General features: G+C 70.0%; 10 protein-coding genes. 6 read left to right on the forward strand and 4 right to left on the reverse strand.

Annotated elements, in window-relative coordinates:
* The first annotated feature begins 127 nt into the window (after positions 1 to 127).
* The 3 genes from Q0444_RS00365 (at position 128) to Q0444_RS00375 (ending at position 3981) form a co-directional block, all read left to right on the forward strand.
* On the forward strand, positions 128 to 1057 hold the full coding sequence (locus tag Q0444_RS00365; RefSeq protein ID WP_299020423.1) for a DoxX family protein: 930 nt from the start codon (positions 128 to 130) through the stop codon (positions 1055 to 1057).
* A gap of 144 nt (positions 1058 to 1201) precedes the next feature.
* Positions 1202 to 3568, forward strand: coding sequence for an ATP-binding domain-containing protein (locus tag Q0444_RS00370; protein WP_291083053.1), 2367 nt, complete (start codon positions 1202 to 1204; stop codon positions 3566 to 3568).
* On the forward strand, positions 3565 to 3981 hold the full coding sequence (locus tag Q0444_RS00375; protein ID WP_291083056.1) for a DUF732 domain-containing protein: 417 nt from the start codon (positions 3565 to 3567) through the stop codon (positions 3979 to 3981). Before Q0444_RS00370 ends, Q0444_RS00375 begins: the two co-directional genes overlap by 4 nt.
* Positions 3982 to 3990: 9 nt before the next feature.
* On the opposite strand, the gene Q0444_RS00380 is transcribed toward Q0444_RS00375, so the two are convergent.
* Positions 3991 to 4440, reverse strand: coding sequence for a universal stress protein (locus tag Q0444_RS00380; protein ID WP_291083059.1), 450 nt, complete (start codon positions 4438 to 4440; stop codon positions 3991 to 3993).
* A 92-nt stretch (positions 4441 to 4532) separates the two neighbouring features.
* A complete protein-coding gene (gene uvrB / locus Q0444_RS00385; RefSeq protein WP_291083062.1) occupies positions 4533 to 6662 on the reverse strand; it encodes an excinuclease ABC subunit UvrB in 2130 nt (709 codons plus the stop codon).
* Between the two features lie 122 nt (positions 6663 to 6784).
* Between uvrB and Q0444_RS00390 the strand changes: the two genes are divergently transcribed.
* On the forward strand, positions 6785 to 8215 hold the full coding sequence (locus tag Q0444_RS00390; RefSeq protein ID WP_299020431.1) for a DUF4185 domain-containing protein: 1431 nt from the start codon (positions 6785 to 6787) through the stop codon (positions 8213 to 8215).
* 3 nt (positions 8216 to 8218) lie between these two features.
* Positions 8219 to 9835 (forward strand): DUF4185 domain-containing protein, encoded by a 1617-nt coding sequence (locus Q0444_RS00395; RefSeq protein WP_299020435.1) that lies wholly within the window; start codon positions 8219 to 8221, stop codon positions 9833 to 9835.
* 77 nt (positions 9836 to 9912) lie between these two features.
* Here Q0444_RS00395 and coaE read toward each other — a convergent pair whose 3' ends face one another.
* Positions 9913 to 10995: a dephospho-CoA kinase gene (coaE, locus tag Q0444_RS00400; RefSeq protein WP_299020438.1), complete on the reverse strand. Its 1083-nt coding sequence runs from the start codon at positions 10993 to 10995 to the stop codon at positions 9913 to 9915.
* Between the two features lie 64 nt (positions 10996 to 11059).
* Here coaE and Q0444_RS00405 point away from each other — a divergent pair, with 64 nt between their 5' ends.
* Complete coding sequence (locus Q0444_RS00405) at positions 11060 to 12601, forward strand: DUF4185 domain-containing protein (protein WP_299020441.1); 1542 nt, start codon at positions 11060 to 11062, stop codon at positions 12599 to 12601.
* Between the two features lie 194 nt (positions 12602 to 12795).
* On the opposite strand, the gene Q0444_RS00410 is transcribed toward Q0444_RS00405, so the two are convergent.
* Positions 12796 to 13568 (reverse strand): S1 RNA-binding domain-containing protein (locus Q0444_RS00410; RefSeq protein ID WP_299020445.1); only part of this gene is annotated, 773 nt, incomplete at its 5' end.

Consider the following 13568-nt stretch of genomic DNA (forward strand, 5'->3'; position numbering starts at 1 on the left):
GTCCGGATCGTCCCAGCCCACCCCACCGTCCGAGCCCGCGGCCGCCGGGGGCGGCACGCGGACCGGAGGCGCACCGCCGGGGTTTTCACTAGGTTCGACCACGCATCCCGATTCCCAGGAGGAACTGATGATCAGACGACTCGCGCGACCCATGCTCGCCACGGTATTCGTGATCGACGGCGTGGAGACGCTCCGCAATCCGCAGCCCCACGTCGCGGATGCGGCACCGATCGTGAAGAAGGCCGCACCCCTGGTCGAGAAGGGTGAACAGGCCGTCAACGACCACGTCACCACGTCGGTCCCGCCGGTGACCAAGGACCCCGAGACCCTCGTCAAGGCCCTCGCGGGCGTCAAGATCGGAGCGGGCGTCCTGTTTGCACTCGGCCGGGCGCCCCGCCTCTCGGCCCTCGCGCTCACCGCGTCGCACCTGCCCTCGACCATCACCCGGCACGCCTTCTGGGCGGAGTCCGACCCCGCAGCCAGGAGCCGCAAGACCACCGGCCTCGCGACCGACGTCGCGCTGCTCGGTGCGCTCATGCTCGCCTCGGTCGACACCGCCGGGCAGCCGGGTCTGGCCTGGCGCGCCCGCAAGGCCGGCGACACGGTCTCGGCCAGGATCCCCGGCGCGAGGGCCGAGTCGGCCGCCGCCGGCGCGGCGATCGCGGGGGTGGCGCACACCGTGGCCGATCAGGCACGCGGCGTGGCGGACACCGTCCGGGACAGGGCGCCAGAGATCGCCGACGTCGTCCGGGAGAAGGCACCGGAGGTGGCCGACCAGGTACGGGGGCAGGCGACCGGTTTCGCCGACGTCGTCCGGGAGAAGGCCCCTGTCGTGGCCGCGGTCCTGCGTGAGCGCACCGCCGCCGCGAAGGAGCAGGCCGCCCCGATCGCCGCGCAGGTCCGCGATCAGGCGGGCCTCGCCGCCACCCGCGCCGGGAGTCTGGACACCAAGGACCTCCTCACGTCCGCCGAGAAGAAGGCCGGCTCGGCGAGGAAGATCGCCAAGGCGGAGACCGATCGCGCACGCGCGAAGGCCGCGGCGGGCATCCAGCCCTGACGATCCACCCCCCGGGTGCCCGCGCACCCGACGCCGACGACCCCGCCCTCACCGGCGGGGTCGTCGGCGTCGCGGCCCCCCGCGTGACACCCGGTAGCCTTGATGTCCTGCCCTGAGCCGTCCGCCCACCCGAGAGGAGCGCTCATGACGAGTCACGATGCCGTCGACGAGGAACAGCGCCATCTCGGCCGTCTCCTCGATCGTCTCGAGGAACTCCGCGCCGCGACCCGGGCCCGTCTCGACGCCGTCCTCCGGGGCTCCGGTGGCACCCCGCAGGCGCGGTCGGAGCGGGAGTCCTTCGCCCGGCTCTATTCCTCCGAACTCGCCGCGTACAACGCCGCCAACCTGGGCCTGTACTTCGGCCGCCTGGACATGGGGGACGGCGAGATCCGTCGGATCGGCCGGGTGGGGTTGAGGGACGACGACGAGGACCTCACCCCGCTCCTGTTGGACTGGCGCGCGGACCACAGCCGACCCTTTTATCTGGCCACCACCGCGCGGCCGGAGGGCGCGCACCGGCGCCGCCACCTGCGCACGATCGGCCGACGGGTGATCGGGATCCACGACGAGTTCCTCACGGCCCCGGCGGACGGCGGGCTCCCCGAGGACCACGACGGCGTGGTGGGCGAATCCGCCCTCCTCGAGGCCCTGGACACGGCCCGCTCGGGTCACATGACCGACATCGTCGCCACCATCCAGCGCGAGCAGGACCAGATCATCCGCAACCCCCACGCGGGCGTCCTGGTGGTCCAGGGCGGTCCCGGGACGGGGAAGACGGCCGTGGCCCTGCACCGCGCCGCCTACCTGCTCTACACACACCGGCGCAGGCTCGACCGCAGCGGCGTCCTCATCGTCGGCCCCAACGCCCGGTTCCTCGACTACATCGCGCGTGTCCTCCCCTCCCTCGGCGAGTCGGGGGTCGTCCTCCGCACGCTCGCCGACCTCTACCCGGGGGTGCGGGCCGCGGGGCCGGAGACGCTCCGTGGCGAGGAGGTCAAGGGCTCGGGCGAGATGGTGGGCATCCTCAAGGCCGCCGTCCGCGCCCGCCAGTCCGCCCCCGACGGCGACGTCGTGGTCCGCTGCGAGGGGCGCGACCTCGTGCTCACCCCCGCGATGGTGCGGTCCGCCCGAGGGCGCGCGCGCATGACCCGCCGCCCGCACAACCCGGCGCGCGAGACGTTCGCGGCGCGGATCGTCGACGCGCTCACCGAGCAGTACGTGGCCGTCCTCACCGACCCGGTGGGGCAGGCCGAGGCCGTCGCCTGGTCCCCCGACGGGGACGGGGTCGGCGACCTCGGCGACCCGGCCCGGCCGCTGCTCGACGCGGCGGATCGTGCCGCCCTCCGGGCCGAGGTCGAGGTCGCACCCGAGGTGAGCGCCGCCATCGACGAATGGTGGCCCACCCTGCGACCGGAACAGTTGCTCGCCGACCTCCTCTCGAGTCGGGACCGCATCGCCGAGGCGGCCGGCGACTACGTGGCCGAGGACCAGGACGCGCTCTTCCGCGAGGACGGCCGGGCGTTCTCGGTCGCGGACGTCCCGCTCCTCGACGAGCTCGCCGAACTGCTCGGAGACGTCCCCGCAGCGGACGGCGGGGACTCGGATCGCGACTGGGCCGAGCAGGTCCGCCAGGCGGAGGAGGCCCTGGAGATCCTCACCGGTTCGGCCGTGCAGGACATCGAGGACGATCTGGACCCGGAGGTCCTCATGGCCTACGACGTCGTGGACGCCGAGTCGCTGGCCCGGCGACACAGCGCGGACTCCGATCTCACGGTGGCCGACCGTGCGGGCGCGGACCGGACCTGGGCGTTCGGCCACGTGATCGTCGACGAGGCGCAGGAGCTGTCCACGATGGCGTGGCGGGTGATCATGCGCCGCTCGCCGAACCGCTGGATGACCCTCGTGGGAGACGTCGCCCAGACCTCGTCGCCGGCGGGTATCGACTCCTGGGGTGACGCCCTCTCGCCCTACGTGGACGATCGGTGGGTCCACTGCGAGCTCACCGTCAACTACCGCACGCCGGAGACCATCTCGGCCGTGGCGGAACTGCTGCTCGCCCAGATCGACGCCTCCGCGGTCTCCCCCCGGACGGTGCGCGCCGGTCGGCGACCGGTGTCGTGGCTCGAGCCCCGACCCGGGTCGGCGAGCGGGATCGTGCTCGAGCGGATCGCCTCCGTGCCGGAGGACCGTGCGGTGGCCGTCCTCGTCCCCGACGGCCACCGGGACGAGGAATCGGCGGACATCTCCGCCCTCCGACAGGCGGTCACCGCCACCCGCCCCGGGGTCTCGGTCCTCCCGCTGTCCCTGGCCAAGGGGCTCGAGTTCGACGTGGTGGTGGTGATCGATCCGGATCGCGTCCTCGAGCGGTCGCCACAGGGGCTGCAGGACCTCTACGTCGGGGCCACCCGCGCGACCCAGGAACTCGTCTTGGTCCAGCCCGGCGGCTTCGGTCCCCTGCTGTCCCGGATCCGGGACACCGTCTCGCACGACTCTCAGGAGCTCACCGCATGATCACCAGCCCACAACGCATGGCGGTGGTCTCGGTGTGCCTCGCGCTGGCCGCGGGGGCGACGGGGTGCGGGGCCGCGAGCGAGTCGACCGGCGCCACCGAGGTGGCGGGCACCGTCGCGCAGGCGCAGGCGGGGAGCGCCGACACCGCGGCCGAACCGATCCGGACCAACAGCGAGACGCACTTCCTCGACGAACTGACCGCGATCGGCATCCCCACGGGCATGTCGGCGGACACGACCGTGGAGGTGGGGATCGGAATCTGCCGGAGCATCGCCCACGGCGCCGGGCTCGAGACGATCCTCGACCGGATCCGTCCGCTCACGAGTGCGATCGCCGCGCAGGACACCCGGCTGGACACCGCCGAGGTGGGCCGGGCGATCGTCGACGCGAGCCGGACCCACCTCTGCGGCTGAGCGTCGCCGCTAGGTCGTGTGGACGATCAGCACGTCGCAGGTGGCGCGGCGGGCGGCGTCGGCGGGCACCGACCCGAGGAGCCGACCGGTGAGAGAGCTGAGTCCCTTGTTGCCCACGACCAGCAGGTCCGCCTCCAGCTCGTCGGCCAGCTTGATGAGGGACTCGACGGGAGCGCCCTTGACGGTGCGGGCCTCGACGCGGGTCGCACCCGCCGCCATGGCCCGGTCCCGGGCGGTCCGGACGATGTCCTCGGCCGGGTTGTCGCCGCGGATCTGGTAGGCGTCGGCGCCCAACTGGTCGGCGGCGTGGCTGACCGACCGCGGATCGGCGGGCACGTAGGCGCAGGCGATCACGAGGGTCGCGGATGCGTCCGCGGCGAGTTCTCCGGCACGATCCACGGCCAGGTAGGACGACTCCGAGCCATCCGTGCCCACGACCACCTTCTTGTAGGCGCTCAATGCTCTTCCTCTCGTAGGGAACAAGTTTCACCCAGCGTAGTGCGAGGACGTGGTCTCCGTACGCGGTAAGCGCCCCACGTCACAGTGACCTGTCAGTCGATCCCCGCCTCCCGCATCCCCTTGAGTTCCTTCCGTAGCTCCGCGATCTCGTCGCGGAGCCGTCCCGCCAGTTCGAACCGCAGGTCCGTGGCCGCGGACATCATCTGCTCGGTCATCTCCCCGATGAGCTTCTCGAGTTCCTTGCGCGGCCGGGCCGCTCCGCCGGCCGCGCGGGCCCCCACCAGTTCGGGCCGCTCCCGGGGATCGGACACGTCGCCGCTCACCTCCCCCACCCTGTCGAGGATGTCGGCGATCTTCTTGCGCAGCGGCTGCGGGTCGATCCCGTGTGCGGTGTTGTAGGCGACCTGCTTCTCCCGACGCCGGTCGGTCTCCTCCATCGCGATGCGCATCGACTCGGTGACCCGGTCGGCGTACATGTGGACCTCCCCGGACACGTTCCGGGCGGCGCGGCCGATCGTCTGGATGAGCGAGGTGCTGGAGCGGAGGAAACCCTCCTTGTCCGCGTCGAGGATCGCCACGAGGGAGACCTCCGGCAGGTCCAGCCCCTCGCGGAGCAGGTTGATGCCCACCAGGACGTCGTACTCGCCTCGCCGGAGATCGCGGAGCAACTCCACGCGCTGCAGGGTGTCGATCTCCGAATGGAGGTAGCGCACGCGGACCCCGAGTTCGAGCAGGTAGTCGGTGAGGTCCTCGGACATCTTCTTGGTCAGCGTGGTCACCAGGATCCGCTCGTCCCGCTCGGCCCGGGCCCGGATCTCGCCGATCAGATCATCGATCTGACCCTTGGTCGGTTTGACCACGATCTTCGGATCCACCAGCCCGGTCGGCCGGATGACCTGCTCGACGAACTCCCCACCGGTCCGCCCCATCTCGTAGCTGCCCGGGGTGGCGGAGAGGTACACCGTCTGCCCGACCCTCCCGGAGAACTCCTCCCACGTGAGCGGCCGGTTGTCGAGCGCCGACGGGAGCCGGAACCCGAAGTCGACGAGGTTGCGCTTGCGTGAGGCGTCGCCCTCGAACATCGCCCCGATCTGCGGGACCGTGACGTGGGACTCGTCGATCACCGTGAGGAAGTCCTCGGGGAAGTAGTCGATCAACGTGGCCGGGGCACTGCCCGCCGGCCGCCCGTCGATGTGCCTGGAGTAGTTCTCGATGCCGGAACAGAACCCCACCTGCTGCATCATCTCGATGTCGTACGAGGTCCGCATGCGCAGACGCTGCGCCTCCAGGAGCTTGCCCTGGTTCTCCAACTCGGCGAGCCGCACCTCGAGCTCCTCCTCGATCGAGGCGATCGCCTTGGCCATCCGCTCGGGCCCGGCGACGTAGTGGGTGGCCGGGAAGATCCGGACCTCGTCGACCTTCCGCACGACGTCGCCGGTCAACGGGTGGATGTAGTACAGCGCGTCGACCTCGTCACCGAAGAACTCGATGCGCACGGCCAGCTCCTCGTAGGTGGGGATGATGTCCACCGTGTCGCCCTTGGCGCGGAACGTTCCCCGTGTCATCGAGACGTCGTTGCGCTCGTACTGCACGTCCACCAACAGCCGGAGCAGCTGATCCCTGTCCACCTCCTGGCCCACCGACAACGCGACCGACCGATCGAGGTAGGACTGAGGGGTGCCGAGGCCGTAGATGCACGAGACGGAACTCACCACCACGACGTCGCGTCGGGAGAGAAGCGACGACGTGGCGGAGTGCCGAAGCCTCTCCACGTCGTCGTTGATCGACGAGTCCTTCTCGATGAACGTGTCCGTCTGGGCGATGTACGCCTCCGGTTGGTAGTAGTCGTAGTAGGAGACGAAGTACTCGACGGCGTTGTTCGGCAGCATCTCGCGCAGCTCGTTGGCCAGCTGCGCCGCGAGCGTCTTGTTGGGCGCCATCACCAGGGTCGGGCGCTGCACCTTCTCGATGAGCCAGGCCGTGGTGGCCGACTTGCCGGTGCCGGTGGCACCGAGCAACACGATGTCCCGCTCACCCCTGCCCAACCGCTCGGTGAGCTCCGCGATCGCGGCGGGTTGGTCGCCGGACGGGGTGAACTCGCTGACCACCTCGAAGCGGTCCGTGCTGCGTTCGACGTCGCCGATCGGGCGGAACTCCGAGTACGACAGGACCGTGGAGTCAACGGGCACCCCGTCGTCGGGGATCTCGGTCGCGAAAGCCATACCGTCCAGCGTACGAGTCTGCGGTCGCACCTGCCGGTCGAGACGCGACCACGGCAGGCTGAGAGGCGTTACCCTGGGTCACTGATCGGTGTTCACATAGATCGACCGTCTGGAGTCCGCCCGTGAATCGCGCCCCGCGTCGTCGTCGTCATATCCCACCCCACCGGCACCAGCGCGGGACCCGGACGGCCGCACTCGCCGCTGCCACCTCGGTCCTCACCGGAGCTCTCACCATCGTGGCGCCGCTCGCGGTGGCCGCCCCGTGCGACGTCTGGCCCCCGGTCGGCACCGGCGGCGGCAGCGGTTCGAGCAGTTCCGGCGGAGGCTCGCCGGCGGCGCCCTCCCAGCCTGCGCCCCCGGCTGTTCCCTGGAACAACGGCGCCTCCGGCTACATCCCGATCCTCCAGGGCCGCACCACCACCGTCGAACTCCTCACCGGGCGCACGAGCCCCAACAACACCGTCGACCGCTTCGGGATCACCGGGACCGACCTCGGCATTCTGTGGACGAACGGCGGCGCCGGCGGCAAGAACCAGGTGCACATGGCGCTGGGCGACACGATGGGCGACTGCGACGGCGACGCGCAATGGCGCAGCAACATCCTGTTCCGCTCCTCCGACACCACCCTCTCCAACGGCATGCGGATCGACGACGCCCCCCTGGAGGCACCCGGGCTGGCCGCGTCCCTCCTCCCCAGGTCCGGGCTCCCCGGCGAGACCACGGTGATCCCCACCGCCGGCGTTGCCGTGGGCCAGACGCAGTACCTGCGCTACATGTCGGTGGAGACCTGGGGCGACCCGGGCGAGTGGACCACCAACTACTCGGCCCTGGCCAGGTCCACGGATAACGGCACCACCTGGACCCCCGTCTCCGGCACCGCCCGCACCGGAACCGGGAACCTGGCCCTGCCCGGCAACCTCGGCGCCGCACACTCCGCCCATGCGGCGGCCCAGATGAGCGCGTTCCTCCAGGACCGCGGTTACGTCTACGAGTACCTGACCCCGTCCGGCCGAAACGGCTCGGCGATCCTCGCGCGGGTCCCGGCGGCGGGAATCGAGAACATGGGCGCCTACGAGTTCTGGACCGAGTCCGGCTGGGCGTCGGACCGGAACGCCGCGAAGGTCGTCCTCGACGGACAGGTGAGCGAGCTGTCGATCTCGTGGAGCGGCCATCTCAACCGATACATCGCTCTCTACACCGATCAGAGCAACAACGTGGTCATGCGGCAGGCCCTGACGCCCGAGGGCCCGTGGTCGGGCAAGGACATTCTGCTCTCGTACGACCATCTCCCCACCCTGTACGGGGCATTCGCGCACCCGTGGAGCCCCGCGATCCAGTCGAACGGGAAGGATCTGTACTTCACGCTGTCGACGTGGGATGCCTACAACGTCTTCCTCATGAAGTCCGACCTCTCCGAGCTCGCTCCCCGCACCCCGGGTTCCGAGACCTCCAGGGCGCGCGTCGCCGACGACAGCTGGACCCGCGACACCCCCGATCCGGCGGACACCGGCGAGACCGTTCTCGTCGACCGGATCCCCATCCCGGAGGCCTAGTACATGTCCCGCCCGCGCACCCCCTCATCCCCCCGGCGGCTCACCGCAGCAGCCACCGCCGCCATCACCGCCACCATCACCGCCGCTACCGCGATCTCCGTCGCCGGCACGATCGGGGTCGGCACGGCGTCCGCCGGCCCCTGCAGTGAGATGTTCGGCAACTTCGGCTCGCTGCTCGAGCAGCAGACGGGGGCGGGAATGGCCACCGGGTCGTCCGGCTCGTCGGGTTCGCTCGGCTCGCTCGGCTCGTCCGGCGACTCCGGATCGCTGGGGTCGGTGTCCACATCGCTCGGGTCGTCGGATCGGTCCGGGTCGCTCGTGCAGCAGCTCGAGACCGGCTCACTCGGCAACGGACTCTCCGGCTCGCTCGACCCGCTGATCGGGTCCGTCTACGGCATGCCGCCCTGGATCACCGGCGAGGAGGGCACCGTCCCGGTGCTGCGCGGTCCGACCCGGTTCCTCCAGTTGGTCACCGGGCCCACGAGCCCGAACGACACGATCAGCAGGTACGGGGTCGCGGGCACCGACCTCGGCGTCATGTGGGACAACGGCGACGCCGTCGACCCGGAGATCCTCATGGCCTTCGGCGACACCATGGGCGACTGCTCGGTGCCCGGAGACCAGTGGCGGTCCAACGTCCTGTTCCGCTCGGAAACGCCCGGCGACGCACTGGCCGGCGGGATTCGCGTCGCTTCGGCCGCGCAGGACCAGGACGGGATGGCCAAGTCGATCATTCCCCGGGTCGGCCAGCCCGGCGAGGTGACGATCATCCCCACCGCGGGCATCTCCGTCAACGGGGTGCAGTACCTGCGATATATGTCGGTCGCACACTGGGGCCAGCCGGGGTCGTGGACCACCAACTACTCGGGGATGGCCTACTCGACCGACAACGGTGAGAACTGGACCGAGGTGCCTGAGATGGCGCGCAGGATCACCTCCGCCGGCGAGCCCGGCGCGGGCGCACCCCCGGTGGACAGCGCGTGGAACTCCGCCCAGATGAGTTCGTTCCTCAAGGTCGAGGAGGGCCCGGGGGTCGGCTTCCTGTACGAGTACCTCACCCCGTCGGGACGGCAGGGCGCGGCGATCGTCGCCCGGGTCCCGCTCGCCGGGTCCCCGGACTCGGAGGACCTGGAGGGCGCTCCCCTCCTCGAGGGTGTGCTCGACCCCAGTGGGTACACGTACTGGGACGGCTCGACCTGGGTGGACGACATCGGGGACGCGGAGGCGGTGCTGCCCGCACCAGCCAGCGAGATGTCGGTCATGTGGAACGCCCACCTGGGCAAGTACACCGCGATGTACTCGCAGGGCTTCGACTCCATCGTGCTCCGCACCGCGGACACCCCGTGGGGACTGTGGGAGAACGCCACCACGCTCATCGACTATTCGATCCTGCCAGGCGTGTACGGCGGGTTCATCCACCCCTGGTCCCAGGGCGGTGACCTGTACTACCTGGTCACCACGTGGAACGCCTACAACGTGTTCCTCGTCCGGACGGACCTGGACGCGGTCTTCCCGAACCAGGGCGTGAGGCGCTCGCAGGCTGCCACCGAGTCGCAGACCGAGGTCGTGCGCCAGGTGCCGGTCTCCGAGCTGGTCAACGGGGTCGTTCCGACCGAGTGACGCACGGAGCACGGTGAGGGCCCGGCTCCGGCCGGGTCCACACCGTTCGTCGGTTCAGTGCCCGCCGGGGGGCGGAGTCAGAACCGGGCGGCCCGGCAGCGAGTACGCTCCCACCGTCGGGTCTCCTCCCGGTCCGCGCGGCGCAGGATCTGCGAGTACTCCTCCCTGGCCGCGGGATCGTCGCCGATCACCTCGGCCATGAGGAGCGCGAACGCGTGTTCCGGGTCGTCCTCGGCGAGAATCGTCACCTCGAGCGGCCTCACGGGGTCGCACCAGTGCAGGAGTGGGCGAAGGCTGGAACGGTCCTGAACCCAGCCGGCGCCGGTAAGCGCGTGCAGCGCCGCATCCGCTCCCGCCTCGTCGCGGACGGTGACCTGGATGTCGATGATGTCCGGCGCGTCCAACCCGACCACCGAGGTGGGCCCCACGTGGTCGATCCTCGGGGCGAGTCCACCCACCACGTGTCGCAGGCGTGCAATGGCCCGCTCCGCCTCCGCCGCCCACTCGGGCCGGAACGGCACGACGGTCCGATCCCCGATCACCGGGGTACCCGTCCTGAGGTTGTGCTCGAACGGGACCAGCCTGAACTCGACGAGCACCCGGGTGAGCTCCACCACCGCGTCACGCTCGCCCGAGTTGTCGACGAGGACGTCCGCCACGGCCCGTCGCTGCTCGTCGGTCGCCTGACGCGCCATACGGGCCCGGGCGTCTGCCTCAGGCATGCCACGTTGCTCCACGAGGCGGGTCAGCCGGATGTCCGCCGGAGTGTCCACCACGATCACCAGGTGATAGCCCGGGGTCATCCCGCCCTCCACGAGGAGGGGCATGTCGTGCACGACGATCGCATCCTGCGGCGCGGAGCCGAACAACTCCGCCGTGCGCTCGCCGATCAGAGGATGCGTGATCGCGTTGAGAGCCGAAGTGCGTTCGGCGTCGACGAAGGCGAGCGCCGCGAGAGCAGCACGATCCAGTGCCCCGTCCGCGTCGAGGATCCCCTCCCCGAACTCGGCGACGAGCATCGCCAGCCCCGGGGTGCCCGGCTCGACCACCTCGCGGGCGATCTTGTCCGCGTCGACGATCACCGCTCCCGTTTCCGCGAGGACCGACGTCACCGTCGACTTTCCGGCGCCGATCCCACCGGTCAGACCCACCATCAGCATGTCCAGTAGTCTAGGCGACCCCGAAAAGTTTACAGCGAACCATTGGTTCTATACGGTTCTCCTCATGCGCCGCGCAGCGACCCTGTCCTCAGCACTCCTCGCACTCCCCGTGGCGCTTCTGACCACGTCGACGCTCGTTCCTGGATCCGCCGGAGCCCAGTCCTCCGGTTCGCTGGGGTCGTCCGGTCTGGGCTCGCTGGGGTCCTCGGAGTCGAGCGGGCCCTGCAACAGCTTCTTGGGCAATTTCCCGCCGAACTCCCTCGGAGTCAACCTCACCACCGGCTCGCTGGCGAACGCCGCGAACTCCGTGGCGGGGGCTGCGGCCTCCTCCGTGCGCGACTTCCCTCGGTGGATCACCGGTGACCAGGGCACCATCCCCGTACTCAAGGGCGCAACATCCGTGATCCAGCTGGTCACCGGCCCCACCAGCCCGGCGAAGACCGACTCCATGTACGACATCTACGGGACCGACCTCGGCATCATGTTCGAGCACGGGAACGAGACGATGGTGATGTTCGGCGACACCTTCGGCGACTGCACCCCGACCGGCAACGCCTGGCGATCGAACGTCATGCTCACCGCCGAGAGCGGTGCGCCCACGAGCGGCCTGAAGATCACCGGCGCCCGCCCGAGCGGGGCCGACGGTGTTGCCACGGCGCTGGTTCAGGGCGCCCACCAGGCCAACGGTGCCGGCGAGGTGACGGTGATCCCCACCGCTGCGATCAGCGTCAACGGCACCATGTACATGCGCGTCATGTCCGTCCGGGACTGGAACGCCCCGGGCGGCTGGAACACCAACTACTCCGCCCTGGTGAAATCGACCGACAGCGGTCGGACGTGGAAGATCCTCACCGCTTCGATGCGTCGGGTGACGAACTTCAACGGCTTCAACCCCACCGTGCTGTTCGAACCCGGTAGGGACACCCTGCCGCCGGTCGACAACGGCTGGTACGGCATGCAGATGAGTGCCTTCGTCGAGCGCGACGGCTACCTATACGAGTACATGACCCCGTCCGGTCGCCAGGGTCCCGCCATCCTCGCGCGTGTCCCGACCGACCAGATCGAGGAGCCCTCCGCTTACCGATGGTTCAAGGGCGGAAATACCTGGGATTCCAATCCGACCGGCAGCCGGGTGATTCTGCCGGCCCCGGTCGAGGAACTGTCGGTGGCGCACAACGAGCACCTGGATCAGTTCGTCTTGCTCACGTCGATGGCGTCCGGCGTCGTCTCGATGCGGGTCGCGGACAATCCTGAGGGTCCCTGGTCCGCCCCTCAGACGCTGGTGGACCGTCGAATGTTCCCCAACGCCTACGCCCCGATGATCCACCCGGCGTCTATCACCTCCGACGGCAGGCATCTCTTCTACGCGTTGTCGACCTGGGACGCGTACAACGTCTTCCTTCTGCGCACCGATCTCACCGAGTTCGACTTCGACTTGCCCGACACGGACACGCATACTGCCGTAGAAGCCCGCGTCACCGTCGCCGACGCCGTGGAGGCCGGAGCCATCAACGATGAGGGCGTGATCGACGAGCAGCGCCTCGAAGAGGTTGCCGTGGTCTCGCCTGCGGAACCCGAGCCGATCGCGGAGCCGACGGGCCGCTGATCCTTCGTTCCCGGATCATCACGCGGGAACAGGGTGCACGGCCGGGAGCACCGGCCGAGCCGAGGGCGGACACATCACCCAGGGGATGCAGCGGACGCCAGAACGACCCCGGCCGGGATCCCCCACCTTGGTGGGGTACCCGGCCGGGGCCGTGTGACGTCCTACGAGACGACTAGCGCCTCAGGCAGCGACGATTACTCGCCGCCGGCCAGCTTCGCGCGCAGAGCGGCGAGCTGCTCGTCCGACGCCAGCGAGCCGCCGGTCGACTCCGCCGGGCCGGTCTCCGCAGCGGCGGGACGGCTGGACGGGGCGGACTCCGACGAGTAGTTGGTCGGAGCGGCCTCCGCGGCCTCCGCGGCGGCCGCGCGGCCCTTCTCGATCTGGCCGGTGTGCATCTTGTGACGACGCTCGGCCTCGGCGTAGCGGTTCTCCCACTCCTCCCGCTGCTTCTCGAAGCCCTCGAGCCACTCGTTGGTCTCGGGATCGAAGCCCTCGGGGAAGATGTAGTTCCCGGCCTCGTCGTAGCTGTCGGCCATGCCGTACTTCGACGGGTCGAACTCCTCCGTGTAGTCCTCGTCCGCCTGCTTGAGCGAGAGCGAGATCCGACGACGATCGAGGTCGATGTCGATGACCTTGACCATGGCGTCGTCGTTGACCGTGACGACCTGGTCCGGGACCTCGACGTGGCGCTCGGCCAGCTCGGAGATGTGGACCAGGCCCTCGATGCCCTCGTCCACGCGGACGAACGCACCGAACGGCACGAGCTTGGTGACCTTGCCCGGGACGATCTGGCCGATCGCGTGGGTCCGGGCGAAGTGCCGCCACGGATCCTCCTGCGTCGCCTTGAGCGACAGGGAGACGCGCTCGCGGTCCAGGTCCACGTCGAGGACCTCGACGGTGACCTCCTGGCCCACCTCGACGACCTCGGACGGGTGGTCGATGTGCTTCCAGGACAGCTCGGAGACGT

The sequence above is a fragment of the uncultured Dietzia sp. genome (genome assembly GCF_937873725.1).
Classification (GTDB): Bacteria; Actinomycetota; Actinomycetes; order Mycobacteriales; family Mycobacteriaceae; genus Dietzia.